The 25,987-nt window shown below is 69.5% G+C and carries 22 protein-coding genes and 1 pseudogene; 12 read left to right on the top strand and 11 right to left on the bottom strand.

Translation table 11 applies throughout. From position 1 onward, the window contains the following. Window positions 1-70: 70 nt before the first annotated feature. The 5 genes from VS93_RS06310 to uraD all read right to left on the bottom strand — a co-directional run bounded on the left by VS93_RS06310 (window position 71) and on the right by uraD (window position 5,204). Window positions 71-1,360: a M14 family metallopeptidase gene (locus tag VS93_RS06310; protein WP_052745565.1), complete on the bottom strand. Its 1,290-nt coding sequence runs from the start codon at window positions 1,358-1,360 to the stop codon at window positions 71-73. 274 nt (window positions 1,361-1,634) lie between these two features. After that, the gene (locus VS93_RS06305) at window positions 1,635-3,131 is read right to left on the bottom strand and encodes a nucleobase:cation symporter-2 family protein (RefSeq protein ID WP_082126659.1); all 1,497 of its coding nucleotides are present in this window, start codon (window positions 3,129-3,131) and stop codon (window positions 1,635-1,637) included. A 144-nt stretch (window positions 3,132-3,275) separates the two neighbouring features. Next, window positions 3,276-4,172, bottom strand: a complete 897-nt coding sequence (pucL, locus tag VS93_RS06300; RefSeq protein WP_046469063.1) for a factor-independent urate hydroxylase — start codon at window positions 4,170-4,172, stop codon at window positions 3,276-3,278. 154 nt (window positions 4,173-4,326) lie between these two features. Continuing rightward, on the bottom strand, window positions 4,327-4,671 hold the full coding sequence (gene uraH, locus VS93_RS06295; protein WP_046469062.1) for a hydroxyisourate hydrolase: 345 nt from the start codon (window positions 4,669-4,671) through the stop codon (window positions 4,327-4,329). Continuing rightward, a complete protein-coding gene (gene uraD / locus VS93_RS06290) occupies window positions 4,668-5,204 on the bottom strand; it encodes a 2-oxo-4-hydroxy-4-carboxy-5-ureidoimidazoline decarboxylase (protein WP_046469061.1) in 537 nt (178 codons plus the stop codon). Before uraD ends, uraH begins: the two co-directional genes overlap by 4 nt. A 486-nt stretch (window positions 5,205-5,690) precedes the next feature. On the opposite strand from uraD, the gene VS93_RS06285 reads away from it, so the two are divergent. The 6 genes and pseudogenes from VS93_RS06285 (at window position 5,691) to leuA (ending at window position 12,592) form a co-directional block, all read left to right on the top strand. After that, window positions 5,691-6,491 carry a hydroxypyruvate isomerase family protein gene (locus VS93_RS06285; protein ID WP_046469060.1) on the top strand — a complete coding sequence of 267 codons (801 nt, stop codon included), beginning with the start codon at window positions 5,691-5,693 and terminating at the stop codon, window positions 6,489-6,491. Between the two features lie 54 nt (window positions 6,492-6,545). Then, the gene (locus VS93_RS06280) at window positions 6,546-7,439 is read left to right on the top strand and encodes a 2-hydroxy-3-oxopropionate reductase (protein WP_046469059.1); all 894 of its coding nucleotides are present in this window, start codon (window positions 6,546-6,548) and stop codon (window positions 7,437-7,439) included. A gap of 150 nt (window positions 7,440-7,589) precedes the next feature. Beyond that, the gene (gcl, locus tag VS93_RS06275) at window positions 7,590-9,314 is read left to right on the top strand and encodes a glyoxylate carboligase (RefSeq protein WP_046469058.1); all 1,725 of its coding nucleotides are present in this window, start codon (window positions 7,590-7,592) and stop codon (window positions 9,312-9,314) included. Between the two features lie 70 nt (window positions 9,315-9,384). Beyond that, window positions 9,385-9,825, top strand: a pseudogene (locus VS93_RS31120) (allantoicase); the annotation flags it as partial. Next, the gene (locus VS93_RS06270) at window positions 9,741-10,532 is read left to right on the top strand and encodes a hypothetical protein (RefSeq protein WP_236700373.1); all 792 of its coding nucleotides are present in this window, start codon (window positions 9,741-9,743) and stop codon (window positions 10,530-10,532) included. The pseudogene VS93_RS31120 and the gene VS93_RS06270, both read left to right, overlap by 85 nt. 353 nt (window positions 10,533-10,885) lie before the next feature. After that, window positions 10,886-12,592, top strand: coding sequence for a 2-isopropylmalate synthase (gene leuA / locus VS93_RS06265; protein ID WP_046469057.1), 1,707 nt, complete (start codon window positions 10,886-10,888; stop codon window positions 12,590-12,592). A 148-nt stretch (window positions 12,593-12,740) separates the two neighbouring features. Here leuA and VS93_RS06260 read toward each other — a convergent pair whose 3' ends face one another. Next, window positions 12,741-13,568 carry a CAP domain-containing protein gene (locus tag VS93_RS06260; protein WP_046469056.1) on the bottom strand — a complete coding sequence of 276 codons (828 nt, stop codon included), beginning with the start codon at window positions 13,566-13,568 and terminating at the stop codon, window positions 12,741-12,743. Window positions 13,569-13,745: 177 nt separating this feature from the next. On the opposite strand from VS93_RS06260, the gene recO reads away from it, so the two are divergent. The 3 genes from recO (at window position 13,746) to VS93_RS06245 (ending at window position 16,246) form a co-directional block, all read left to right on the top strand. After that, window positions 13,746-14,477 carry a DNA repair protein RecO gene (recO, locus tag VS93_RS06255; protein ID WP_046469055.1) on the top strand — a complete coding sequence of 244 codons (732 nt, stop codon included), beginning with the start codon at window positions 13,746-13,748 and terminating at the stop codon, window positions 14,475-14,477. Window positions 14,478-14,479: 2 nt separating this feature from the next. Continuing rightward, a complete protein-coding gene (locus VS93_RS06250; protein ID WP_394298794.1) occupies window positions 14,480-15,319 on the top strand; it encodes an isoprenyl transferase in 840 nt (279 codons plus the stop codon). Window positions 15,320-15,448: 129 nt separating this feature from the next. After that, on the top strand, window positions 15,449-16,246 hold the full coding sequence (locus VS93_RS06245; protein ID WP_046469053.1) for an SGNH/GDSL hydrolase family protein: 798 nt from the start codon (window positions 15,449-15,451) through the stop codon (window positions 16,244-16,246). Between the two features lie 78 nt (window positions 16,247-16,324). On the opposite strand, the gene VS93_RS06240 is transcribed toward VS93_RS06245, so the two are convergent. The 4 genes from VS93_RS06240 to VS93_RS06225 are packed head-to-tail and all read right to left on the bottom strand — an operon-like array spanning window position 16,325 to window position 18,863. Next, window positions 16,325-16,708, bottom strand: a complete 384-nt coding sequence (locus tag VS93_RS06240; protein WP_046469052.1) for a Fur family transcriptional regulator — start codon at window positions 16,706-16,708, stop codon at window positions 16,325-16,327. Then, window positions 16,705-17,604, bottom strand: coding sequence for a metal ABC transporter permease (locus VS93_RS06235; protein WP_046469051.1), 900 nt, complete (start codon window positions 17,602-17,604; stop codon window positions 16,705-16,707). Before VS93_RS06235 ends, VS93_RS06240 begins: the two co-directional genes overlap by 4 nt. Further along, on the bottom strand, window positions 17,597-18,436 hold the full coding sequence (locus tag VS93_RS06230) for a metal ABC transporter ATP-binding protein (protein WP_046469050.1): 840 nt from the start codon (window positions 18,434-18,436) through the stop codon (window positions 17,597-17,599). The genes VS93_RS06235 and VS93_RS06230 overlap by 8 nt, the downstream gene beginning before the upstream one ends. A 31-nt stretch (window positions 18,437-18,467) precedes the next feature. Further along, window positions 18,468-18,863, bottom strand: a complete 396-nt coding sequence (locus tag VS93_RS06225; protein WP_338022680.1) for a DUF6703 family protein — start codon at window positions 18,861-18,863, stop codon at window positions 18,468-18,470. 335 nt (window positions 18,864-19,198) lie between these two features. Here VS93_RS06225 and VS93_RS06220 point away from each other — a divergent pair, with 335 nt between their 5' ends. From VS93_RS06220 to VS93_RS06210, 3 genes are all read left to right on the top strand, one after another. Continuing rightward, a complete protein-coding gene (locus VS93_RS06220; protein WP_046469049.1) occupies window positions 19,199-22,849 on the top strand; it encodes a bifunctional glycosyltransferase/CDP-glycerol:glycerophosphate glycerophosphotransferase in 3,651 nt (1,216 codons plus the stop codon). Window positions 22,850-22,931: 82 nt separating this feature from the next. Then, entirely contained in the window at window positions 22,932-23,225 is a 294-nt protein-coding gene (locus tag VS93_RS06215; RefSeq protein WP_046469048.1) for an antibiotic biosynthesis monooxygenase family protein, read from the top strand. A 163-nt stretch (window positions 23,226-23,388) separates the two neighbouring features. After that, window positions 23,389-24,780 carry a glycine--tRNA ligase gene (locus tag VS93_RS06210; RefSeq protein ID WP_173434269.1) on the top strand — a complete coding sequence of 464 codons (1,392 nt, stop codon included), beginning with the start codon at window positions 23,389-23,391 and terminating at the stop codon, window positions 24,778-24,780. A gap of 335 nt (window positions 24,781-25,115) precedes the next feature. Here VS93_RS06210 and trhA read toward each other — a convergent pair whose 3' ends face one another. Further along, entirely contained in the window at window positions 25,116-25,793 is a 678-nt protein-coding gene (gene trhA, locus VS93_RS06205) for a PAQR family membrane homeostasis protein TrhA (protein ID WP_236700375.1), read from the bottom strand. Window positions 25,794-25,987 lie beyond the last annotated feature (194 nt).

Here is a 25,987-nt window from a genome sequence, read left to right as displayed (position 1 = left end):
CGGGCGGCGCCCCGAGCGCGGTGTTCCCGGGGCGCCGTGTCAGGCCGGCCTCGTGCGCGTGCCCCGGTCGCTACGCGGCCGAGCCGCAGTACTCGGCCTCCTTGCCGATGACCCGGTACGGGCAGTCGGCGTAGGCGGTGAGGTCGAGTACTGCGTCGCGGTTGCGTGCGGTCTCCTCCTCGATCACGCCGCCCGGCGGGTAGAAACCGCCACCGGTGAAGCTTCCGGGGTGCATCTCGAAGGTGAAGGAGAAGATGCCCTGGTCGCCCCACATCCAGTCGTTGATCGACCCGTCGGTGACGTAGAGGTCGCTGGACTGCTGCGGCGTGTAGCCGTTGGTCTCGGCCATGAGTTCGCCCAGTTCGGCGTGCGCGTCGTAGTCGTCGCGCGACATCCCCGGACCGGTCTCGTCGTAGGTGTAGCCGTAGGGCCACAGGACGAGCTCGCCGTAGGTGTGGAAGTCGATGTGCGCGGTGATCCGCTGTTCGCCGTCGACCACCCGGCTCCGCACGAAGTCGGCGACCACGTTCACCTCGGGGGCCGACTCCGGGGAGGCACCCCGGTAGGTCTGGCTGTAGGGGCTGCCCGACGAGCCGCCGCAGCATCCCCAGTTGTAGTCCCAGTTCCGGTTCAGGTCGGTGCCCATCGCGTTGCTGCCGGAGTTGGGCTGCCGGTTCTTCCGCCAGTTCCGGTAGCTGCCGGACTCGGTGTCGTAGACGGCGCCGTCGGGGTTGACGCTCGGCAGGATCCAGATGGTCCGGCTGTCCAGGAGTTCGGTGATCCGCTCATCGGAACCGTACTCCTCGGTGAACATGGTGAGCAGGTAGATCGCCATCTCGACCGTGAGGACCTCGCGGGCGTGCTGCTGGTGGGTGAACAGCACTTCGGGCTTGTCCTCGCCGGCCTCCTCCTCTCCGCTGATCCTGACGGCCATGATGTCGCGACCCTCGTGCGAGGAGCCCACGCTGGTCTTCTCGGCGAGTGAGGGGAAGTCGGCGACCACCTTGTCCACGACCCCGGTCAGTTCGTCGTAGGTGTGGTAAGCGGGGTCCACCGGCTGGTGGAGCAGGTCGTTCGGTACCGGTACCTCGGTCACCTCGTGGCCGAGGTCCTCGATCGCCTCGGCCTCGCCCGGCGTCGCGGTGACGGTGACCGATGCGGCGTCTTCGCCGACCGCGTCCACGGACGCCCCGGTCCGGGCTACCTGCGTCCGCTCCTGCGGGGTTTCGGGGCCTTCGACGAGGTACTGGCGGTCGGGGCCTTCGGGGGTTCCGGATTCCGCGGCACTGCCGCTGCTCACGGCGGTGGCGAGGAACAGGGGGACGAGTGCGAGCGGGGTGAGTAACGTGCGGGCGCGCACAGTGCCTCCAGGGGGTGGGGTGGGGGTGAGGCGCTGGGGTGTCCGCATTCATTGGAGTGACCGTGCGGAGTTGCGTCAATACGTGTTATTGAGGTGGATTTTCACCACCGAACCGGATTTTTCCGGCATATCGCAGGCGAAGGGTGCTCCCGCGAAGAAGGGGTGGCCGGTTGTGGTCAGCCGGAAAGGCGGCCGCTCCCAGACCCGGCGTGGGCAGAGGCCCGATCCGGGGCGGCATGGACGCCGCCTCCGGGGCGGATGGTGGGCGGGACGGTCAGTCCCGGTGCGGTGGGACGGTGCCCCCCGCCGCGCCGTCGTCCTGGACCGGGACCGGGGCAGCGCCCTGCTCGTCCGCTCCCGTGCCGGCGGAGCCGGAGCGCCCGCCCTCCGGAGACGTGTCCGTGCCGGCCGGCGCCCTCGCCGTCCCGCTGCCGCCGAGGACGTTGAAGACCAGGTTCAGCAGCAGTGCGGCGATCGCGGCGCCGACGATGCCCGAGTGCAGCACGGTCGCCAGCCAGTCGGGGAAGTTGTCGTAGAACTCCGGGACCGCGATAGGGACGATGCCGAAGCCGAGCGAAACGGCGACGATCACCAGGTTGAGGTTGTTCTCGTAGTCGACCTTGGCCAGCGCCCGGATCCCGGCCGCCGCCACCGAGCCGAACAGCACCAGACCGGCACCGCCGAGGACGGGCATCGGGATGGTGGCCACGACGCGCCCGAGGATGGGGAACAGGCCCAGGGTGATCAGGATCAGCCCGCCGACCGCCACCACGTAGCGGCTCTTCACCCGGGTGAGCGCGATCAGCCCGACGTTCTGCGAGAAGGTGCTGCCGGGGAATGAATTGAGCAGCGGACCGAACAGCGCGGCGCTGACATCGGCGCGCAGCCCGTCGGCGAGCCGGCGGCCGTCGACCCTGGTGCCCACGATCTCACCGACGGCGAGGATGTCGGCGACGCCCTCGGTCAGGATGACCAGCATGACGATGCACATGGTCACGATGGCGGCGATCTGGAACTCCGGCGCCCCGAAGTACAGCGGTTGGCCCAGGGAGAAGACGGGGCCTTCGGTGATCGCCCCGAAGTCGACCCGGCCGAACACCGCGGCGACCAGGGTGCCCAGCACCAGGCCGGCGAGAATGGCCAGGCGGCTCCACACGCCCGGCAGCACCCGCGCCAGGACCACCACGATGAGCAGGGTGACCCCCGCGAGTGCGAGGTCACCCAGGGCGGGGGTGTTGTCCTCGGCCTCGTTGACGATCCAGCCGGCCGCGACCGGGAGCAGTGACAGTCCGATGACGGTGATGACGCTGCCGGTGACCACGGGCGGGAAGAAGCGCACCAGGCTGCCGAAGAACGGGATCACGAGGAGCCCGAAGACGCCCGACGCGAAGGCGGCGCCGAAGACCACGGGCAGGCCGCTGTCCTCGGCGATGGTGGTCATGGCGCCGACCGGTACGAAGGAGATGCCGATGACGACCGGCAACCGGGCGCCGAACCGCCAGATGCCCATGGTCTGCAGGAGTGTCGCCAAACCGCTGACCAGCAGCGCGGCGCTGACGAGGATGCCGAGTTCGGCGGTGGAGAGACCGACGGCGGCGCCGACGATCAGGGGCGGGGTGACCACTCCGGCGTACATGGCGAGGATGTGCTGCAGGCCGTAGGTGACCAGCAGCCGTGCGGGGGGTCTCTCGTCTTCGGGGCGCTCAGGGGGAGCGCCGTCGGCGGTGTCCGTCGCGGCCGAGCTGCGCGGTGCGGGTCTGCGGAATCTCATAGCCTTCAGTCCCTTAGGTGGTGGTCGCCGACGATGCCGGGTGCCCCGGACCGCCGGGTGCGCGAGGTGGGTGCGGTGGTGCTCCCCGGGCCGGGTCCGGCGCGGGGTGTCTGCGCCGAGCGGGTCCGGACCCGCTGCGGAGTTCTAGACGAATCCGGGGACCGTCTCCCAGGCCCGGCCGGCTGCGGGGGCGTCGTCACGCTCGACGGCGGCCTCGATCTTGCCGTAGGGGCGGTCGGCGGCGTAGAAGACCTCGTTCGGGTTGTCCAGTCCGAACGGTGAGAGGTCCACCAGGAAGTGGTGGTTGTTCGGCATGGAGAACCTGATCTCGGCGATCTCCGGGTGCGCCCGCAGCACGGCCTCCCCCATGCGGTACAGCGTCTGCTGGAGCGCGAGGCTGTGCGTGGTCGCGAACGCCTCCAGCATGATCGCCTTGACCGACGCGTAGCTCTTGTCCCAGTCGAGATCGGCGCCGATGTAGCGCCAGCGGGCGGTGACGTCGGTGGCCAGGACGCGGTCGGTGGTCTCCGGAAGGGTGGTGTAGGCGGTCTTCGGGTAGCCGTGGAACTCCGAGCCCGTGGACTTGAGGACGGTCAGCCCTTCGAAGCCGGAGACGACCCACTCCTCGGCGCCGTCCTTGGTGACAACGGTGGTGCGGGTCTCGCCGCCCCGGCGGACGAAGGAATGGTCGTGCGGGCCGTCGGAGGTCTCGATGCGGTCCCACGCGTACTCCCGGATCTCCTGGCGGGCGCCGCGGACGCAGTCGAACCCGTTGACGAAGTGCCGGGCCAGCAGGAGGGCGAAGTCCTCGATGGCGCCGACATCCCCGTTCTCCTTGGCCAGCGCGTAGACGGTGTTCTTCTGGGTGTCGGTCGCGATGCAGTTCGTGTTGTCGCCCTCGGTGTGCACGGCGGTGAAGTCACCGCGCAGCTGGGAGGTGACGCTGACGTCCTTGATCCGGTGGACCCTGGTGTCGCGGTTGACGCGGACCAGGCGGACCTCGGCCTTGCCGTACTGGTTGTCTCCGAGCCGGATGCCCATGGGTCAACTCCTCTGGGAACTGGGTGAGCCGCGTTTCGGTTTCGCGCGAGCCGGGCGGGGCCGGATCGCGAGGGTGCGCCCGTGGGAGGACCGCTTGTCGCGGAAGGACCTGTCACGCGCTGCGCGGGTGGCCGGCGGGTGCCGCCGTGTACCGTTAGCTGCCCCGGTAGGTGGAGAACGCGAACGGGCTGAGCAGCAGGGGCACGTGGTAGTGGGCGGTCTCGTCGCTCAACTCGAAGACCACCGCGACCTCCGGGTAGAAGCCTCGCTGGCCGGAGCGCTCGAAGTAGCTGCCGGTGTCGAAGGTGATCCGGTAGACCCCGGCGCTCAGCCGGTCCGGGCCGAGGTCGGGGATGCGGCCGTCGCTGTTGGTGGTCCCGGCTGCCACCGGCTTCCATGCGGTGCGGGCTTCGTCGGCCTGCTGTTCCAGCCGCGCGGGCACTCCCGCCGCCGGACGGCCCAGAGCGGCGTCGAGGACGTGTGTCGTCACGTGGCTCATGCTGTATCGAGGACCTTTCCGATGCGCAGTTGCGAGATCTTGCGGAGCTCGGTGGCGGCGACGCGCGCCTCGGCGGCCGGGTCGTTGTCCATCCGAGCCTCGATGTCGGCCAGCAGTTCCTCGCTGGAGCGGCCACTGGCGCATACCAGGTAGATCTGCCCGAAACGCCTCTCGTACTCGGCCTGCCTGGTCCGGAACGCCTGCTGGACGCCAGCCTCCCCCTCGGCGAACGCGGACTGCTCGCCGCGCGACCACTTCGCCTCGGCGCTCCGGCCGGAGGCGCGCTCTCCGATGCGGGGGTGCCGGGCCAGGGCCGAGGCGACCTCGTCATCGGTGATGAGGCGGGCATGGGCGTCGGCGGAATCGAGCAGTGCGGCCCGGGAGGCGAAAGGGCGCTTATTCAGCAGTGCCTCCACCCAGCGGTCGATGTCGAGGCACCGGGCGAATTCCGCGCGGAATTCCTCCGGCGCGAGCGTGTTCACGCGCTTCAGGCCGGGGTCGGATACCGCGTCGCCGGCGACGCTGTCGGGCATGGCACTCTCCGTCTTCCGTCGTCCCACGGGAATTAGGAACATCCCCGCTGAACTGTGTCGATGACCGCGCTGTGCGCTGTCGCGGCATCAGGTATCGCGGCGGCGTTTCCCGAAAGAGGCGATGGGATTTCGCACCGCAGAATCCTTGTTTTGTATCTCGGACGATAAACCCGCTGGGTGTGGAGCTGTCAACACGTTGGGAAGCGCGGACCGCCGGCCCGGCGCGTTTTGTTTGCGACCACAAAAAGCCGGGATGAAATACGCCCTGAATTCGTCCTTCCCTCCGGTTCTCCGCCGACTCTCCCTTGTCGTCGCGGGGTGGGAGTGCGGGGTCCGGGGGCGGGGTGTGCGACCGGCGGCGGCCCTCCGTAAACGAGGAGGCCGAGCGGTTGACAAGCCTGGTGCGGGGGCGCAGACTCAAATCATACCTTCATGCGAAAACTAGATTCCACATCGCGAAAGTACTGATCCTCCTGGAGGCGAGCTATGAGCCACTCGCTGCGCTACACAGTGAACTGCTCACTGCTGTTCACCGAGCTGCCCCTGAACGAGCGCCCCGCCGCCGCGCGCAAGGCCGGCTTCGACGCGGTCGAGTTCTGGTGGCCGTTCGAGGAGGCGGTGCCCGCCGACGCCGAGGTCGACGCCTTCGTCTCCGCCATCGCCGACGCAGGAGTCCGGCTCACCGGCCTGAACTTCTTCGCGGGGGCGCTGCCCGGCCCGGACCGCGGTGTGCTCTCCCAGCCGTCCCGCGTTCGGGAGTTTCACGACAACATCGACGTCGTCGTCGGGATCGCCAAGCGCACGGGGACGACGGCGTTCAACGCCCTCTACGGTCTGCGCCAGCCCGGGGTCGACCCCGCCGAACAGGACCGGGTGGCGATGGAGAGCGTCCTCGACGCCGCGACGGCCGTCGAGGCGATCGGCGGCACCGTCCTCATCGAGCCGATCAGCGGCGCCGAGGACTACCCGCTCAAGACCGCCGCCGATGGCCTGGAGTTCGTCGCCGAGGCCAGGGCCGCCGGCGCGGGCAACGTCGCCCTGCTCGCCGATTTCTTCCACCTCGCGGTCAACGGCGATGACGTCGCCGCGGTCGTCCGCGACCACGCGGCCGAGTTCGGGCACATCCAGATCGCCGACGCCCCCGGCCGCGGCGAGCCGGGCACCGGCCGGCTCCCACTGGACGACCTCCTGACCGACGCCCAGGTCCGCGGATACAGCGGATACGTGGGCCTGGAGTACAAGCCGACCGTTCCGAGCGCCGACAGCTTCGGCTGGCTCAAGCGCTGAGCCCGAACCGGGGCCCCGCCGGCCACGCACGACCCCTCCCGGAAGGAGACACGCATGTCTCGGACACCCAGCATCGCCTTCATCGGACTCGGCATCATGGGGCTGCCCATGGCCGCCAACCTCGTCAAGGCGGGGTACACGGTCACCGCATACGACCTCTCGCCGGAATCCGTCGAGAAGCTGGCCGCCCAGGGGGGTAAGGCCGCCGATTCCATCGCGGAGGCGGTCAAGGGCGCCGGCATCGTCATCACCATGGTTCCCGACTCCCCGGACGTCGAGGCCGTCCTCCTCGGCGAGGACGGCGTGTTCGCCAACGCGGCGTCCGGGGCCCTCATCGTCGACATGAGCACCATCCGGCCCGATATCGCCCGGCTGGTGTCCGAGGAGGGCGCCAAGCGCGGCCTCCGGGTCCTCGACGCCCCTGTCAGCGGAGGCGAGGCCGGCGCCATCGAGGCCAAGCTCTCCATCATGGTCGGCGGGAACACCGCGGACTTCGAGGAGGCCAAGCCGGTATTCGAGGTTCTGGGCACGACCCCGGTCCTGGTCGGTCCTTCGGGTGCCGGACAGACCGTCAAGGCCGCCAACCAGCTCATCGTGGCCGGCAACATCCAGCTCGTGGCCGAGGCCCTGGTCTTCCTGGAGGCCCACGGCGTCGACACGGAAGCTGGCCTGGAGGTCCTCAACGGCGGCCTCGCCGGAAGCACCGTCATGACCCGCAAGGGCGACGCGATGCGCGCCCGCCAGTTCCAGCCGGGCTTCCGCATCGCCCTGCACGACAAGGACATGAAGATCGTGACGACGGCGGCCCGCGAGGCGGGCGTCGCGATCCCACTGGGAGCGCATGTCGCGCAGTACGTGGGCGCGCTCAAGGCGCAGGGGCACGGTGGCCTGGACCACTCCGCGCTGCTGAAGATCGTGGAGCAGCTCTCCGGCGAAGAGAGGAAATAGCAGGAAGAAAACGGGTCCCGCCCGCGGGACTGGCCAGTCGGCCTCGCGTCTTACGTGTGTTCCGCGCGAGGAACGGTGGCCCGGGTGTTGGCCGCACCCAGGATCCCGCCGGCGGGCCCCAAACCCCTAGCACTGAAGGGTTCTCAGCAAATGGTACAGACACCTGCGATGGAGGCCGTAGTCGGCGTCCTGCGTTCGGAGGGTGTCGACACGGTCTTCGGTTGCCCCGGTGCCGCCATCCTGCCGTTCTACGCGGCGTTGCAGGACAGCGGGATCGAGCACCTGATCGTCCGGCACGAAGAGGGCGCCACCCACATGGCCGACGGCTGGTCCCGGACCACGGGCCAGGTCGGTGTCGCCGTCGGCACATCCGGCCCGGCCGGGACCAACATGATCACCGGCCTCTACACCGCGCACGCCGACTCCGTCCCGATCGTCTGCATCACCGGCCAGGCGGTCAGCTCCAAGCTGCACCAGGAGGCGTTCCAGGCGGTCGACATCGTCGAGATCGCCAAACCGGTCACCAAGTGGGCGGTCCAGGTCAAGGAGGCCGCGCAGGCTCCATGGATCTTCCGCGAGGCGTTCCGCGTGGCTCGCTCAGGACGCCCCGGTCCGGTCCTCATCGACCTGCCGCTGGACGTGCAGAAGCAGGTCATCGAGTGGGACTCGACGATCGACGCTCCGCTGCCGGTGAGCACGGTCGAGCCGCACCCGCCGCGCGTGGAGCGGGCCCTGGACATGCTGCTCGCCGCCGAGCGCCCGCTGCTGCTGGCCGGCGGCGGGGTGATCCTCGGCGAGGCGCACGAGGAAGTCGTCGAGGTGGCCGAGTACCTGCAGATCCCGGTGCAGGTCACGCTGATGGGCAAGGGCAGCATCGACGAGGACCACCCGTTGTACTCCGGCATGACCGGGATCCAGACCTCGCAGCGCTACGGCAACGCCTCCTTCCTGGAGTCGGACCTGGTGCTGGCGCTGGGCGCGCGCTTCGGCGATCGGCACACCGGAACGCTCGACGTCTACCGGGGCGACCGCAAGTTCATCCACGTGGACATCGAGCCCACCCAGATCGGCAAGGTCTTCCAGCCGGACCTCGGGGTCGTCTCCGACACCAGGCTGTTCCTGCGGGCGCTGCTCGACGCCGCCAAGCGGCGGAACGCCGGCCGCCGGGCCGGCGCGTGGGTCGCCCGCGTCGCCGAGCTGCGCACCTCACTCACCCGGCGCGAGGACTTCGACAGCACGCCGATCAAGGCGCCGCGGGTGTACAAGGAGATCAACGAGGTCTTCGACGCGGACACCTACTTCGTCACGGCGATCGGCCTTTACCAGATCTGGGGCGGCCAGCACCAGAAGGCGTTCAAGCCGCGCCGCTACCAGATCTGCGGCCAGGCGGGCCCGCTCGGCTGGGAGGTCCCGGCGGCCATCGGCGTCAAGAAGGCGCTGAAGGAGAGCGATCCGGACGCCGAGGTCGTGGGGATCGTGGGCGACTACAGCTTCCAGTACATGGTGGAGGAGCTCGCGGTCGCGGCGCAGTACGACGTGCCCTACGTGCTGATCATGCTTAACAATGAGTACCTGGGGCTCATCCGCCAGGCGGAGATCCCGTTCGACATGAACTTCCAGGTGGACATCCACTACGACGAGTGCGGATCGGACAACGTCAAGATCATGGAGGCCTACGGGTGCTCCGGGCGCCGGGTCTTCGATCCCGGCGAGATCCGTGGGGCGCTGGAGTGGGCGCGCAAGGAGGCCCAGCGGACCTCGCGCCCGGCCCTGGTGGAGATCATGATCGAGCGGGAGGCGAACACCCCGCACGGCCCGTCCATCGACGCCGTGAAGGAGTTCGAGCCGTTCCCGGACGCCGACACCACCGACTGACCCGGCGGAGGCGGAAGCGCCGGGCGGAGACCCCGCCCGGCCCGTCTTCCCTGTAAGGAGAGAAGTAAGCGTGAGTGACCAGGAGTTCCTCCGGTTCCCCGACCTCGCCGGCCGCAGCCACGGCGGAGCCGTCGTCGAGGCCAACGATGAGTCCTTCGCCCAGCGGGAGAATCTCATCAAGCCGACGGCGGCCGAGTTCGACGAGTCGGATTTCGGACACAAGGGCAAGGTGTACGACGGCTGGGAGACCCGGCGCCGGCGGACCCCTGGTCACGACTACGCGATCGTCCGGCTGGGGGTGCCGGGCGTCGTCCGCGGTGTGATCGTCGACACCTCGTGGTTCAAGGGCAACTACCCGCCGGAGGTCTCCGTCGAGGCGACGGGGGTCGAGGGCCACCCCGGGCCCGCTGAGCTCGCCGCGGCCGAGTGGAGCACGCTCGTGCCCAGGTCGCCGGTGGAAGGGCACGCCGCCAACGGCTTCACCGTGGAGGACACTCACCGGTACACCCACGTGCGGCTCACCATCCACCCCGACGGAGGCGTCGCCCGGTTCCGGGTGCACGGCGAGGCGATCACCGACCGCGCCTCCTGGTCACCGGCGGCCTCGACCTCGCCGCACTGGAGAACGGCGGCCGCATCACCGGGTGCAGCAACGAGTTCTACTCCTCGCCGAGCAACATCATCGCGCCCGGCCTGCCCCGCACCATGGGGGAGGGCTGGGAGAACGCCCGCCGCCGCGATGACGGCAACGACTGGGTGGAGCTGGGGCTGGCCGGCTGCGGCGAGGTCCGGCTGCTGGAGCTGGACACCAGCTACTTCCTGTACAACGCTCCGGGGGCGGCCGAGGTGAGCGGGTGCGACGAAACGACGTCCGACCCCGCGGTCCCGGCATCCTGGTTCACCCTGCTGGAGCGCGTCGACCTGCGCCCCGACACCCGGCACCGTTTCGTGGTCGCCGCCCCGCGCCCGGCCACCCGGCTGCGGGTGGACGTGTTCCCCGACGGCGGCCTGGCGCGGCTGCGCGCCCACGGCCGCCTCACGGCCGACGGTCACGAGGCGCTCTGGGTGCGATGGTTCAACACGCTGCCCCGGCCGCATCTGCGCGCCGTCCTGGAGGGCCTCGGCATGCCCGGCGGCCGGGTGGACGCGGTGCTCGCCGGGCGCCCGGTGGAGAAGGCGGACGAGCTTCCCGCCGAGCTGGCCGATCTCGTGCGCTGACAGCGCTCGGGACGCGCCTGCGACGGCGGTCGAAACCTCCCCAGGGGGAGGGGAGAGCTCCCTGAGAGGGGAGCGGGCGCCGCGGTGGCCACTTGGCCGGGCCACCGCGGCGCCTTTCCGTTCCCGTGTTGACTCCGTCTTCGCACGTCGGGGACAGGCGCGCGTGCGGGGACCGGGGGGCGCCGCCCCGTCCCCGCACGTCTGCTACGGTGATGAACGATATGCTGCGCGAGCTGCTCCTCCTTAGTGGCCGCGGCGGGGGTCGGTAGACGGTCGGCTCCCTCGCCGCGGGAGTTCGACATGGTCTTGTCGGCCACGACACCGCGAGCATTTTTCTCCGAGGAGCCTCTTTCATGGTGCCCCAGCAGCAGCCCAGTGGAATGCCTTTCCACCGTTACCAATCCTTCCCGGCCGTCGATCTGCCGGATCGCACGTGGCCGGCCGCGACCATCACCCAGGCCCCGCGCTGGCTGTCCACGGACCTGCGTGATGGCAACCAGGCGCTGATCGAGCCGATGGACCCCCAACGCAAGCGGGAGATCTTCGACCTGCTCGTGCGGATGGGATACAAGGAGATCGAGGTCGGGTTCCCCGCGGCCAGCCAGACCGACTTCGACTTCGTGCGCAGCCTGGTCGAGGAGGGCCGGATCCCCGAGGACGTGCAGATCTCGGTGCTCACCCAGGCGCGCGAGGACCTGATCGAGCGCAGCGTGCAGAGCATCATCGGCGCCAGGCGCGCCACGGTGCACCTGTACAACGCCACCGCGCCGGAGTTCCGCCGGGTGGTCTTCGGCGTCGACCGGGATGCCTGCAAGGCCATCGCGGTGGACGGCACCCGCCACGTCGTGAAGTTCGCCGAGCAGTACCTGGGCGAGACCGAGTACTTCGGCTACCAGTACTCGCCGGAGATCTTCATCGACACCGAGCTGGACTTCGCGCTGGAGGTGTGCGAGGCGGTCATGGACGTCTGGCAGCCCGGCCCGGGGCGCGAGATCATCCTGAACCTGCCCGCCACTGTGGAGCGCGCCACCCCCAACACCTACGCCGACCAGATCGAGTGGATGAGCCGCAACCTGAGCCGGCGCGAGCACGTATGCCTGTCGGTGCATCCGCACAATGACCGCGGTACCGCTGTGGCCTCGGCGGAGCTGGGGGTGATGGCCGGCGCCGACCGGGTCGAGGGCTGCCTGTTCGGCCACGGCGAGCGTACCGGCAACGTCGACCTGGTCACCCTGGGCCTGAACCTGTTCAGCCAGGGGGTGGACCCCCAGGTCGACTTCTCCGACATCGACGAGATCCGCCGCACGGTCGAGCACTGCACGCAGCTTCCGGTGGCCCAGCGCCACCCCTACGCCGGGGACCTGGTCTACACGGCGTTCTCCGGCTCTCACCAGGACGCCATCAAGAAGGGGCTGCTCGTGCTGGAGGCCGACGCCGAGGCCGCGGGCGTGCCGGTGGCGCAGTACCCGTGGAAGGTGCCCTACCTGCCGATCGACCCCAAGGACGTGGGCCGCAACTACGAGGCCGTCATTCGGGTGAACAGCCAGTCCGGCAAGGGCGGGGTCTCCTACATCCTGCACCGCGACCATGCGCTGGACCTGCCGCGCCGGCTACAGATCGACTTCTCGCACAAGGTCCAGGAGTTCACCGACGCCGAGGGCGGCGAGTTCACCGCCGAGCGGATCTGGGAGATCTTCTCGGCGAGCTACCTGGCCGAGGACGGCCCTGTGGCCGTGCTGGCGCACCGCTCCGAGCCCACGGTCGAGGGAAGCTACCGGATCAGCGCCGATGTGCGCGCCCACGGTGAGATCCGCGAGATCGTGGCCACCGGCCAGGGTCCGCTCTCGGCGTTCTGCGAGGCGCTGACCGACATCGACGTCAAGGTACGGGTACTCGACTACGTCGAGCACTCGCTGAGCGCGGGAAGCGACGCCCGCGCCGCCGCCTATGTCGAGGCCGAGATCGACGGCCGCACGGTGTGGGGGGTGGGCATCAACCACAACATCACCACCGCCTCGCTGAAAGCCGTCTGCAGCGCGGTCAGCCAGGCCCGGCGCTAGGGACGGCCCAGCGACCCAAGCGGCGCGACCATCCGCGGCGGGTGTGTTCCGGAGGATCCTCCGGAACACACCCGCCGTGTTCTGTCGGCCGTGCACGGCACGCGCCGGCGGGAGCCGGCCCCGCGCCGCCGCCGAAAGGCGCGCGGGGTCAATCGGCCCCGAACTTCTGGGTCCACCGGTTGTCCTGTTCGCCGACGCCGATGGCCTTGTTGTCGCAGTCCAGGATGTTCGCCCGGTGCCCGTCGCTGTTCATCCAGCTTTCCATGACGGCCTCGGGGGAGGCCTGTCCGGCGGCGACGTTCTCGGCCGTCAACACGTCGTAGCCTTCGCGTGCCGCGCGTTCGGCGGGTGTCGTGCCCTCAGGGCTCTCGTGCGCCATGTAGTCCCGGGCTGCCATGTCCGCGCTGTGCTTCTCCGCCGCCGCGGTGAGGTCGGCGTCGATCCGGACCGGGTCGCAGCCGGCGTCGGCGCGCTCCTCGTTGACCAGTTCGACAACGGCCTCGGCCGTGGTCTCGGCGGACCCGTCCGACCCGCCGGCCCCTTCCGGAACCTCGCCGGAGCCGCTGTCGGAGTCGCTGTCGGAGTCGCCGGAGTCGTCCGAAGAGGACGAGGACGGGGGAAGGACGCTGTCACTCCCGGTGGCAGGGGCACCGCGCTCCTCGGCATCGGGGGAACCGGGGGACGGGGTGTCGGGGGAGGGATCGTCCGGTGCCGCGAAGAAGTCGTCATCGGGGAACCCGGAGTCGTCCGGAAGGGTGGAGCCGGCGTCGGCCTCCGTACCCGCGAAGCCGTTGGTGTCCGGACCGGAGAGTACGACGAGCGCGGCGGCCAGGCCGAGTCCGACGGGTACGGCGGCCAGCCCTCCGACGAGCGGGCCGCGCCACCGCTTCGGCTTCAGGGGCTCGGGAGCGGCCGCGCGGCGTCGCCCGCGTCTCGCGCCCTCGGGACTTCGGTGTTTGTGGCGCCTGTCCGACATAGAGAGTTCCCCCGTTCGGTAGACAACGCCGGTCAGTTCGCGCGAGATGGTATGGCAAAACGCAGCGGAAGGGGAGATCCGTCTCAAAAGCCGCAGGCTACGGTGCGACGGGGAGTGAGGGAGCGGAGGAGCGGCCCGCAGGTTCGCGCGCACCGCCGTATCCGCGACAATGGAGGAGTGAGCCTTTACCGTGACGAGGGGGTCGTCCTCCGCACCCAGAAACTGGGGGAGGCCGACCGCATCGTGACCCTGCTGACCAGGAGGACCGGTCTGGTCCGGGCGGTCGGTAAGGGGGTGCGGCGCACCAAGTCGCGCTTCGGTGCCCGACTGGAGCCCTTCAGCCACGTCGACCTGCAGCTGCACACCGGGCGCACGCTGGATGTGATCACCCAGGCCGTGACGGTGCGCGCCTACGGCGAGTCCATCGTCGCCGACTACCCGCGCTACACTGCCGCCACCGCGATGCTGGAGACCGCCGAGAAGATCGTCGCGGTGGAGAAAGACCCCGTTCTGCGGCAGTTCCTGCTGCTCATCGGGGCGCTCAGGACGTTGGGGGAGGATACCCACGACCCCCGGCTGGTTCTCGACGCCTACCTGGTGCGCTCGCTTTCGGTCGCCGGATATGCTCCCGCCCTGGAGGAGTGCGCTCGTTGCGGGGCCCGCGGGGAGCACCGGGCGTTCGCGGTGCACACCGGCGGCATGGTGTGCACGGTGTGCCGTCCGCACGGTGCGGCCAGTCCCGCGCCCGAGTCGGTGCGGCTGATGGCGGCGCTGCTGCGCGGCGACTGGCGGGCGGCCGACGCCAGCGAGGAGCGGCACCGCAACGAGTGCAGCGGGCTGGTCGCGGCCTACCTGCAGTGGCACCTGGAAAACGGAATCCGATCCCTGCGCCTAGTGGAGCGTTCGTGAGCCTGTACGACCGCCTTTCGTTCAAGACCGCTGCCCAGGGCTACCGGTCGCCCCGGCCGCATCCCAGCGGCGCGCGCCCGCCGGAGCTGCCCAAGGAGCTGCTGCCGCGGCACGTCGCCATCGTCATGGACGGCAACGGACGCTGGGCCAAGCAGCGGGGGCTGCCGCGCACCGAGGGGCACAAGGCGGGCGAGAGCTCCCTCTTCGACGTCATCGAGGGCGCCCTGGAGCTGGGGGTGGAGAACCTCTCGGCCTACGCCTTCTCCACCGAGAACTGGAAGCGCTCCCCCGAAGAGGTCCGCTTCCTGATGGGGTTCAACCGCGATGTGATCCGGCGCCGCCGCGACGAGCTGCACGCCATGGGGGTGCGGGTCCGGTGGGCGGGCCACAGAGGGCGGCTGTGGAAGAGCGTCATCTCCGAGCTGGAGGAGGCCGAGGAGATGACCAAGGACAACACCGCCCTCACTCTGCAGTTCTGCGTGAACTACGGCGGTCGTGCCGAGATCACCGCGGCCGCCTCCGCCCTCGCGCGGGCGGCCGCCGAAGGCAGGGTCAACCCGAACAGGATCACCGAGTCCACGCTCGCGAAGTACCTCGATGAGCCGGACATCCCCGATGTCGACCTGTTCCTGCGCTCTTCGGGGGAGCAGCGCTTCTCCAACTTCCTGCTCTGGCAGGCGGCGTACGCCGAGTTCGTCTTCCTCGACACCCTCTGGCCCGACTTCGACCGCCGGCACCTCTGGCACGCCTGCGAGATCTACGCGAGCCGCGACCGCCGCTACGGAGGGGCCGTTCCCAACCCCGTGGAGCCGCCGCCGAGCGAGCCGGCGACAAGAGAGTGACCCGGGGATAAGAAAACCGGAAACTCCTCGTTTTCGCTGTTCAATGGCCGGTTACGCTCTCGGTGGGTGACCGAGTGGCCCAAACCTACTGTCGCGTAACCCGGCATTCGCGGGGCATCATCGTCCACTATGAGCGGCTTCGACATGCGGCAGGACATCCTCTCTTACGTGGCTCTCGGGGACAGCTTCACGGAAGGCTTGGACGATCCCTATCCGGACAGCGGCGGCACGCCGCACGGCCGGTTCCGCGGCTGGGCCGACCGGTTGGCCGAGCACCTGGCCGACCACGTGGGAGAAGTCCGCTACGCGAACCTCGCGGTACGGGGCAAACTGATCCGCCAGGTTGTGGGGGACCAGCTCCCGCGCGCCGTGGAACTGCGCCCCGACCTGATCACCGTCTGCGCCGGCGGCAACGACATCATCCGCCCGGGCGGTGATCCCGACCTCGTCGCGAGGATCTTCGAGGACACCGTCCGGCGGCTCAGCGAGACCGGGGCGACCATCGTGGTCTTCACCGGTATGGACACCGAGTTCCAGCCGGTCATGCGGCACCTGCGCGGCAAGATCGCGACGTACAACATGCACCTGCGGGCCATCGCCGACGACTACGGGTGCCGGGTCGTGGACCTGTGGAGCATGAAAGCGCTGCAGCACCAACGGGCCTGGAGCTGGGACCGGCTGCACCTGTCGTCCGAGGGCCACCGCCGGCTCGCGCTGCGGGTCTGCGAGGTGCTGGAACTGCCGGTCACCGACGACTGGAAGCGGCCCTGGCCGCCCGAAGAGCCGAAGCGCTGGCGAGCCGCCCGCCGGGAGGACCTGCACTGGGCGCGGGAGTTCCTGGTGCCGTGGATCGGACGCCGTCTCACCGGGCGCTCCTCGGGCGACGGCGTGCCGCCCAAGCGCCCCAATCTGGAACGGCTGCGCTGAGCCGGGCCGCTCCACGGCACGGCTGTTCCGGCGGCGAAACAGCGGCGGGTCCCGCCCGGAGGCGCGGGGATCCGCCGCTTACGGATCGGCGGCCGCGCAGGCCGCGCAGGTGCCGAATACCTCGACCGTGTGGGTGATGTCGGTGAACCCGTGCTGCGCCCCGAGGGACGCGGCCCAGTCCTCCACCGCGGGGCCTTCGACCTCCACGGCCTTCCCGCACCCCCGGCAGACCAGGTGGTGATGGTGGGCGTCGGTGACGCAGGCACGGTAGACGGCTTCGCCTTCGTCGGTGCGGAGCACGTCGACCTCACCTGAGTTGCTGAGGGCCTGTAGGGCTCGGTAGACCGTGGTAAGCCCGATCTTGGATCCCTCGGCACGCAGGTTGGCATAGAGGTCCTGGGCGCTGCGAAAGCCGCTGCTCTCGTTCAGGGCCTGCCGCACGGCCTCGCGTCGTGTACTCATGTGGATACGCTCCCCCGATCAGTCTGGGGCATCGTACCGACACTAGGCGGTTCGTCGCTGAAGCGGGTGCTGGGCGATCTTCCGCGCCGGTGCCGCACCAGATAGCCGGTGCCGACCGCCGCGCTGAACACGGCGAGTGCGAGCAGCACGATGGTCGCGCCCGGCGCGACATCAGCGTAGAAGGCGGTGGACAGTCCGCCCAGCGCCGCGATGACGCCGATGGCCGTCGCCAGGGCCATGGTCACCCGGAAGCTGCGGGTCAACTGCTGCGCGGCGGCCACCGGGACCACCATGAGCGCGCTCACCATCAGCACACCGACGACACGCATGGCAATGACCACGGTAAGGGCCGCTGTGACCGCGATGACCAGGCTGAGCAGCCGCACCGGCAGCCCGTGGGCGCGCGCGACCTCCTCGTCCTGGCAGAGCACGAACAGTTCGCGGCCGAAGAAGCCGATCACGGCCAGTACGAGCACCGCCAGTGCCGCGACCACATAGACGTCCTCCTGGCTCACGCTGCTCACCGAACCGAACAGGAAACCCGTCAGCGTGGCGCTGTTCGCATCCGGGGCCAGCCCGATCAGCAGCACGCCGCCGGCGATCCCGCCGTAGAACAGCAGTGCCAGCGCGACGTCGCCGCTCGTGCGGGCGCGCACCCGTACGAGTTCGATCACGATCGCGCCCGCGGCCGAGACGATCAGTGCGGTGAGAACCGGCGACGTCGTCGTGAGGAAACCCAGGGCCACACCGGTGAGCGCGACATGCCCGATGCCGTCACCCAGCAGCGCCAGCCGCCGCTGCACCAGGAACGTGCCGATGACCGGTGCGACCAGACCGACCAGCGCCGCGGCGATGAGCGCCCGTTGCATGAAGTCGTACTGGACCAGCTCAGTCACGACGGGGTACCTCGATGGTGGGGACGGTGCCGATGACCGTGCCGGCGCCGGCGTGCGGGTGCACATGGTCGTGGCCGGGCCGGGCGCAGTCGCCGGTGGGAGCCTGCGGCGGTCCGTCCCGGACGATCAGGCCTCCTGACAGCGAGAGTCCGCGCCGGATCAGCGGTTCCAGGGGGCCGGGCTCGTGCAGTACCAGGATGACGGTGGCGCCGTTCTCGCTGAGCCGGGAGATGGTGCCGGCGAGGGCGTGCTGGCTCTCGGTATCGACCCCGGCCATGGGCTCGTCCATGATGAACGTGTCGGCCTTGCCGGCGAGGGCGCGGGCGATGAGGACGCGCTGCTGCTGGCCGCCGGAGAGTTCGTGGACGGAGTCGCGGGCGCGGTCGGTCAGCCCCACCGAGGCCAGGGCGTCGTCGACGGCGGAGTCGTCGGCTTTGCTGCCCCGCCGAAGCCGCCTGCGCCGGGAGACCTGCCCGGAGGCGACGACCTCGCGCACCGTGGCCGGGACACCACCGCCCGCGGAGAGCCGCTGCGGCACGTAGCCGATCCGTTCCCAGTCGCGGAACCTGCGCAGCGGAATCCCGTGCACATCGATCCGGCCGCGGGCGAGCGGAAGGATCCCCAGCAGCGCGCGCATCATCGTGGACTTTCCGGAGCCGTTGGAGCCGAGGATCGCGAGGGTCTCGCCGACGGCGACCTCGAAGCTCACGCCGCGCACCACGGGAATGCCGTCGTAGGCGACCACGGCGTCGCTGACACGGAAAGCCGACGCGGTGGAGGCGGTGCCGGGTGCGACGCTGGGACGCTCATGACGCGTTAATTCGGCGGACACCTTCTAAGTGTGTCGAAAACGAAAACGGTTGTCAAAATGCCCCGCTCTGCAGCAGTCCCAGCGTGACCAGGGTGACGATCACGATCACCCGCATCGCGCGCTCACCGGTGCGCAGGTTCGGCCAGGCGAGGAACGCCAGCCAGCCGAAGAAGGCCGCGAGCAGAGTAAGCAGCACCGCGCCGGCGATTCCGGCCAGCAGCAGGCCGCCGACGAACACCGCCGCCATGCTCACCGGCAGGATCCACCGCGGGGCGTTGTGCAGCCAGACCAGCGGAACCGCGCTGCGCCGCTCGATCTCCCGCCGCAGTGGGCCGGCGTCGGGCGTGTAGAACGTGTCGCCTTGCGGCAGCGGCCGCGAACGCGGCGGATCGCCGCCGTTCCGCGGTGTCGATCGGTTCTGCTCTGGCTCGTTGCGCTCGGACGACACGCGGCTCCTCCGGCCTGCTGCGCTGTGTACCTGATACCCGGCTACTGTGCACCTGATCGGGCCGCCTCCCGCGGGGACCCGGTTACAAAGCCTAATCCGCCCTGCTGCGGGGCCACCAGGTCGCTGTGCGGGTCCGCGCTGATGCACTCTGCCGCTGCCGCTATTTTGTAGGAGCGGTGAATCGCCGTTTACGGTGCGGTCCTTACCGCGCTGCTTATCGGTCACTTACTAACAGTGACCTAGGGTTGCTTATAGTGCTAGCCGGATTCGCGGTCAGCCTGGTCCGGCCTCTGTGTCCCGCTCCGCAGAAGACATCCGGGGAGAGTAGTTTTTCCGTGCCGAAGCTCAGCGTTATCGTCACGTTCGACGTCACCGAGCCCCACCTGCAGTACTGCCTGGATTCGCTGAACAGGCAGAGCAGAGTCGAGGGCGCCGAGATCGTTCTCGCCCCCGTGGAGACGCGGACCGCCCCGGTGCAACCGTCCTCTGCCGATCCCTCCGCCGGTGTCGCGGACGACGGCGACGCCGCGGACGCCGCGGACACAGGGGAGGCCGAAGCCTCGGACGAGGACCAGAACGCCGACGCCGCTGACGAGGAGGGCAGCGAGGCCATCGACACGGCGCGGGCCGAAGGGATGGCCGTGGCCCGCGAAGCCGTCGCCGATTCGCCTCCCGGCCTCACCCTGCTGGGCGAGCCGGCCGCCACCCGCGCCGAGGCGCGTTCGCGCGGGGTCCGCGCCTCCAGCGGCGGGTACCTGATGTTCCTCGACGGCGCCGACGCGCTCACCGGCTACGCCCTCTCCTACCTGGCGGCCTCCATCAACGCCTCCGGAGCGGATGTCGCCACGGGCAACGTCTACCGGTTCAACGAACTCGGAGCCCGCCAGTCCGGCGCCCACCGCAAGATCTTCGGCGCGGTGCGCACCGGCACCGACGTGCACGCCAGCACATCTCTGCTCGGCGACCGGCTCTACGGCAACAAGGTGTGGCGGCGCTCCTTCTGGGAAGCCCTGGACGACCTCGGACTCGCCGACGCCGACACCGACCTGGCCGTCGTGCGCGCGCTGTTCGCCGCGCGCTCCATCGACGTGCTCCCGGCCCCCGTCCTGCTGTTGCGCGACAAGGAGAGCGGCGCGGACCTGAGCGAGATCCAGACACTGACCCGCCGCCTCTCCGCTGTCACCGCGCTCTCCGGCTCCCTCAGCGGCGCCGACCGCGACCTGTGGGACGCAACGGCGCTCAAGAGCGATCTGCGCTCGGTGCTCCTGCGCCTCGACGACGCCTCCGACGTCGCCTGGGAGCGGTTCTTCGACCTGGCCAACACCTACCTCGACCGGATCGGGCGGGACGTCCTCGACGGGATCTCCGCGCTGCACCGGCTGAACTACTACCTGGTGCGCAAGCGCCAGGGCGAACGGCTTCTGGAGACCATAACGTTCCAGAAGAGCGTGGAGCTGAAGAAGGCGCCGGTGGTCCGGCGCGGGCTGCACTACTACATCAGCTACCCGTTCTTCGAGGACGAGTCCGCCGGAATCCCGCGCGAGGTCTACCGGCTCGGCTCCGAACTCAAGGTGCGGCAGAAGACCGAGCGTGTGGAATGGCGCGACGGCAAGCTGCTCGTCCGCGGGCGCGTGGGGGTCCAACACCTGCGAGCGAGGCGCCGCTGGCAGCAGCACCTCGTGGCGTTCGCTGTGAACACCGGCACCGGGCGGCGCATCCCGGTTCCGGTCAAGGTCCGGCGCGCGGCCGAATACCGGCTGTCGGACATCCCCGACGCCGCACGGCACGACTACGGCGGGTTCGAGATCGCGCTCGACCCCTCCCGGCTGCGGCTGTCCGGCCAATGGCAGGCCACCGAGTGGAAGCTGGAGCTTGTCGTCATCAACCGCGGCCTGGTGCGCCGCCGGATGGTCTCCAACCCGGTGGCCGGGCCGCCGGAGCGCCCGCCGTACCACCGCGTCTCCGGTGAGGTGTGGATCAGGCCCTCGTGGGACAGGGGGCGGGAGCTCAGCATCGCGGTCGCCCCGGTCCGCGCACGGGTCACCGGGCACCGGATCGACCACGCGGACCGCCCCGCACTGGAGATCACCGGGGAGTTCGTCGCACCTCCGGCCGCGGAGTCGCACCGCCTGCGGCTGTGCCGGCTGCCCGGGACGGCGGAGCTGGAGTATCCGCTGCAGGTCGAGGGCGGCTCCTTCACGGTCCGGGTCCCGGCATCGGAGCTGCTCGCCAACGCGGTGGACGAAGGGCGCGGCCAGCTGAGCCAGGAACAGTGGGAGGCCACGCTGCGCACACCCGACGGCACGTCCGTCCCGCTGGTCCTCCCCGACGAGGTGGACCCCGCGGCGCATCCCGCGGGGGACGGCCATCACGAGATCGCCGTGCAGCGCACCAGTACCGGCCACCTGCGGGTGCGTGCCGGCTGGGCGCACCCGGTCGTCCGGGGGGCCCACTGGTCGGACCGCGAGCTGGTGCTGGCCGGCCACTACGCGGCCGACTCCGATGTCGATCTGGTGTTCAAGGCGCGCGGGCGCGAGGAGGAGCACACCGTGTCCCTGGTGCGCGAAGGGAACGTCTTCCGCGCGACGTTCACCCCGGCCGGCATTCCTACGCTCTCCGGCACGCTGCCCCTGTCATCGGGCACCTACCAACTGTGGGCGCGCGTGCACCTCGCCGATGGGGGAAGCACCGATATCAGCGCCGAGCTCGACGCCGACTTCGTGCGCAGCCTTCCGCTGGGGATGGCCACATCGGAGCGAGAGTACGCCTTCGCCGACTCCGGATTCGACACGCCGGTGCTCAGGGTCGGCAGCGACCTGCGCCCCGAGGAGCGGGGGTCGTTCGCGCAGCAGCAGCTCCGCGAGGCCGCCCATCCCGCGATGCGCCAGGAGAGCCTGCGGGAGGAGATCCTCTTCGACAGCTACACCGGCCGGCAGTTCTCCGACAGCCCGCACAGCATCTACGCCGAGCTGCGGGCGCGCGGCGACTGGGCGGAGTACCCGATGTCCTGGCTGGTCAAGGACGGGCAGGTGAACCTGCCCCCGGACCTCACGCCGGTGCGGCACAACGGCCGCGAGTTCTACGAGGCACTGGCCCGCTCCCGGTATCTGGTCACGAACTCCCGCCAGCCCGCGTGGTTCACCCACCGCCCCGACCAGACCGTGGTGCAGACCTGGCACGGCTCGATGCTCAAGCGGATCGGCTTCGATATCGAGAACATCCGCGGCAAGTCCCGCGACTACCACGAGAAGCTGGCCTGGGAGACCCGGCAGTGGGACTACCTCGTCTCGCCCAGCCCGTGGGCCACCCCGATCCTGCGGCGGGCGTTCCGGTTCGACGGGGAGATCCTGGAGACCGGCTACCCGCGCAACGACATCTTCTTCTCCCCCGAGCGCGACGCGATCGCCGCCCGCACCCGGCGCCGCCTGGGCCTTCCCGAAGGCAAGAAGGTGATCCTGTACGCGCCCACCTGGCGCGACGACAAGTACTACACGCGCGGCAAGCACAAGCTCGACCTGCATCTGGACCTGCGCCGGATGTACGCGAAACTGGGCGACGACCATGTGCTGCTGGTGCGCAGGCACCCCCGTGTCGTCGACAGTGTGCCGATCGTCGGCACGGACTTCGTCTACGACGTGTCGCTGTACCCGGAGATCATGGAGCTGTTCCTGGTCACCGACATCCTGGTCACCGACTACTCGTCGATGATGTTCGACTTCGCGAACACCGGCCGGCCGATGCTGTTCTTCACCTACGACATCGAGAGCTACCGCGACAACCTCCGCGGGTTCTACTTCGACTTCGAGGAGACGGCCCCGGGGCCGCTGCTGCTGGAGTCCGACGACGTGATCGGGGCGATCACCGACATCGACGGCGTCGCCGCCGCCTACCGGGACAAGTACCGGACGTTCACCGACCGGTTCTGCCCGCTGGACGACGGCAACGCCGCGGCCCGCGTCGTGGACCGGGTCTTCGGGCGGGACTGATCGTGTGCGGGTCCACGGCGCCGTCCGGTGCCGCGAGGGGCGGCCGTTCCGGGGGAGGCCGCGGCGGTGAGAGGATGGTCGGGTGATCGTCATCACCCGCTTCACCGTGTCCGTTGAGGACGCCGACGACTTCGTGGCCCGCGCGTCGGCGGCGCTGGAAGCGCTCGGGAACCGCCCGGGGTTCCGGGAGTCCTGGATCGGGCGGGCCGCCGACGAGCCCACCCTGTGGACCGTGGTGACCGAATGGGACGGCCCCGGCTCCTACCGCCGTGCTCTCTCGGATTTCGAGGTCCGCATGGCGGCGGTACCGCTGCTCTCGCTCGCCCACGACGAGCCGAGCGCGTTCGAGGTGATTTCGGCCCACAAAGGTGCGTGACCACCTGCGAGTCGGTCGAATCCAAGGGTGTTCAGCGCGTATCGTCGGTGGAACATGCGGGGACCACCGGGTCGCTTAGGCTGTGGTCACTCACTACCAACATTTTCCGAGCATCGCGTTGTGCGATCCACCGACCGCCAGCCGGATGGAGAGTCGAAAGATAATGGCCGTCAAGTCAGAGGCTATGGACACCCTCGTCAACCTCGCAAAGCGCCGAGGGCTGGTCTACCCGTCGAGTGAGATCTACGGGGGTCTGCGCGCCTCTTGGGACTACGGCCCGCTGGGCGTGGAGCTGAAGAGTAACATCAAGCGCCAGTGGTGGCGCTCCGTGGTCCAGGAGCGCGACGACATAGTGGGCCTTGATTCCAGCGTGATCCTGGCCCGCGAGGTATGGGAGGCCTCAGGCCACGTCAAGGCGTTCGTCGATCCGCTTACCGAGTGCCAGTCCTGCCACAAGCGCTTTCGCGCCGATCACCTCACCGAGGCCTACGAGGCCAAGCACGGCAGGGAGCCGGCGGGCGGCCTGGCCGACATCACGTGCCCGAACTGCGGCGCGAAGTCCTCCTTCACCGAACCGCGCATGTTCAGCGGACTGCTGCGTACCTACCTCGGTGCTGTGCAGGAGGACGAGTCGGGCCTGGCCTTCCTGCGGCCCGAGACCGCGCAGGGGATCTTCATCAACTACCTGAACGTGCAGCAGAGTGCGCGCAAGAAGATCCCATTCGGCATCGGCCAGGTCGGCAAGTCGTTCCGGAACGAGATCACGCCGGGGAACTTCATCTTCCGCACCCGCGAGTTCGAGCAGATGGAGATGGAGTTCTTCGTCCGGCCGGGCGAGGACGAGGAGTGGCACCAGTACTGGATCGACACCCGGATGCAGTGGTATGTCGACCTGGGGATCTCCAAGGAGAACCTGCGGATGTACGAGCATCCGCAGGAGAAGCTCTCGCACTACTCGAAGCGCACCGTCGACATCGAGTACCGGTTCAACTTCGTCGGCAGCGAATGGGGTGAACTGGAGGGCGTCGCCAACCGCACCGACTTCGACCTGAAGACGCACGGCGAGGCCTCAGGAGCCGACCTGTCGTTCTTCGACCAGGAGAGCGACGAGCGCTACATCCCGTACGTCATCGAGCCCGCGGCCGGTGTGGACCGCGCGATGCTGACCTTCATGCTGGACGCCTACAGCGAGGACGAGGCGCCCAACGCCAAGGGCAAGATGGAGAAGCGGGCCGTCATGCGCCTCGACCCGCGGCTCTCCCCGGTCAAGGTCGCGGTTCTCCCGCTGTCCCGGAACACCGACCTCTCGCCGAAGGCCCGCGACCTCGCCGCCGCCCTGCGCAAGCGCTGGAACGTGGAGTTCGACGACGCCGGCGCGATCGGCCGCCGCTACCGCCGCCAGGACGAGATCGGCACGCCCTTCTGCGTCACGGTCGATTTCGACACCTTGGAGGACAACGCTGTGACCGTGCGCGAACGCGACAGCATGTCCCAGGAGCGGATCTCGCTCGACCAGATCGAGATGTACCTGCTGGAGCGGCTTCCCGGCTGCTGAGCCCGACCACCGCGACAGATATCGGGGCCCGCGCACCGCCTGCGCGGGCCCCGAAGCATGTCCGGCGGGTTGGGGCGCCGGCGCTGCCGGGCGCACATACGAGAAGAGGCGACCGGACCCGGGGGGATGTGGTTTCCGGCCGCCTCATCGGGTTCCTCCGGCAAGTCCGGAGGAACCGGTTCTCAAACTATCGGCGGAAATCCGGGACGTCTGGAGGTTTCCCCCTTCTCGTCCGATCCTGTAAGCGAATCGTGACTAGTCGGCCGGAGGCGGTCAGAGGGCCGGCGCCGTGTCCCCGGGTGTCGCCAGAACATGTTCCATATCGTCTGAGGTGGTCAGGCCGCTGTGTAGACCACGAACGAGACCGCGATGTAGTGGCACACGTAGGCCCCGATGGTCAGCGTGTGGAAGATCTCGTGGAAACCGAACCAGCGCGGCGCGGGGTCCGGCCACTTGGCGCCGTAGACGATCGCGCCGGCGCTGTAGAGGACGCCGCCGACGAGGACTAGGATCCAGGTGGCCGGGTGCGTGCCGCTGACCAGTTCGGGGATGAACAACACCGCGACCCAGCCGATGGCGAGGTAGAGCGCGGTCGACAGCCATCGGGGTGCGTTGAGCCAGCACATCTTGAACAGCACGCCGGCGATCGCCCCGATCCAGATGAGCGAGATCATCGCGGTACGGGTGCTTCCGTCCAGGACGAGCAGCACGAACGGCGTATAGGTCCCGGCGATGATCAGGTAGATGTTGGAGTGATCCAGCCTGCGGAGCACGGCCATGCTCCGTCTGGACCAGCGGCCCACGTGGTAGATCGCCGACGTGCCGAAGAGGAGGACGGCGCTGATCGCGTAGATCGCGCTGGCGAGGCGGGCGGAGCCGGTGGGTGCGAGGCTGACGAGGACGATCCCGGCCGCCAGCGCCAATGGGGCGGTCCCCAGGTGCAGCCAGCCGCGCAGCCGCGGTTTGACGGCCTGCAGCAGGTCGGCGGCCCGGTCCAGGCCCTCCTCGGCCAGCGAGGCCTTCGGTCTCGTTCCGCCGGACTGCGGTCCGGTGCGCTGTACCGTGGCCTGCGGTGCGGAGCGCGCCGGAGCGTCGTGCTGCGTGTCGTCGTACCGCTTTGCGGCCACGGCTGTTCCTCCGTCACGTCGGCGCCTGGGATGGCCGTTGATCGCGTCGGGGCGCTGCCCCCAGAGCCACCTTACCTACG

The organism is Allosalinactinospora lopnorensis, assembly GCF_000981225.1.
GTDB classification, from domain to species: Bacteria; Actinomycetota; Actinomycetes; order Streptosporangiales; family Streptosporangiaceae; genus Allosalinactinospora; species Allosalinactinospora lopnorensis.
This window is presented reverse-complemented; position numbering and strand designations above follow the sequence as displayed.

What these genes read in the sequence shown, in the direction of transcription:
- VS93_RS06240 (WP_046469052.1), bottom strand. Translation starts at nt 16,708, where the DNA reads ATGAGTACACGACGCGAGGCCGTGCGGCAGGCCCTGAACGAGAGCAGC.
- VS93_RS06285 (WP_046469060.1), top strand. Translation starts at nt 5,691, where the DNA reads ATGAGCCACTCGCTGCGCTACACAGTGAACTGCTCACTGCTGTTCACC.
- VS93_RS06305 (WP_082126659.1), bottom strand. Translation starts at nt 3,131, where the DNA reads ATGAGATTCCGCAGACCCGCACCGCGCAGCTCGGCCGCGACGGACACC.
- gcl (WP_046469058.1), top strand. Translation starts at nt 7,590, where the DNA reads ATGGTACAGACACCTGCGATGGAGGCCGTAGTCGGCGTCCTGCGTTCG.
- VS93_RS06210 (WP_173434269.1), top strand. Translation starts at nt 23,389, where the DNA reads ATGGCCGTCAAGTCAGAGGCTATGGACACCCTCGTCAACCTCGCAAAG.
- VS93_RS06245 (WP_046469053.1), top strand. Translation starts at nt 15,449, where the DNA reads ATGAGCGGCTTCGACATGCGGCAGGACATCCTCTCTTACGTGGCTCTC.
- VS93_RS06280 (WP_046469059.1), top strand. Translation starts at nt 6,546, where the DNA reads ATGTCTCGGACACCCAGCATCGCCTTCATCGGACTCGGCATCATGGGG.
- VS93_RS06260 (WP_046469056.1), bottom strand. Translation starts at nt 13,568, where the DNA reads ATGTCGGACAGGCGCCACAAACACCGAAGTCCCGAGGGCGCGAGACGC.
- uraD (WP_046469061.1), bottom strand. Translation starts at nt 5,204, where the DNA reads ATGCCCGACAGCGTCGCCGGCGACGCGGTATCCGACCCCGGCCTGAAG.
- uraH (WP_046469062.1), bottom strand. Translation starts at nt 4,671, where the DNA reads ATGAGCCACGTGACGACACACGTCCTCGACGCCGCTCTGGGCCGTCCG.
- leuA (WP_046469057.1), top strand. Translation starts at nt 10,886, where the DNA reads ATGGTGCCCCAGCAGCAGCCCAGTGGAATGCCTTTCCACCGTTACCAA.
- pucL (WP_046469063.1), bottom strand. Translation starts at nt 4,172, where the DNA reads ATGGGCATCCGGCTCGGAGACAACCAGTACGGCAAGGCCGAGGTCCGC.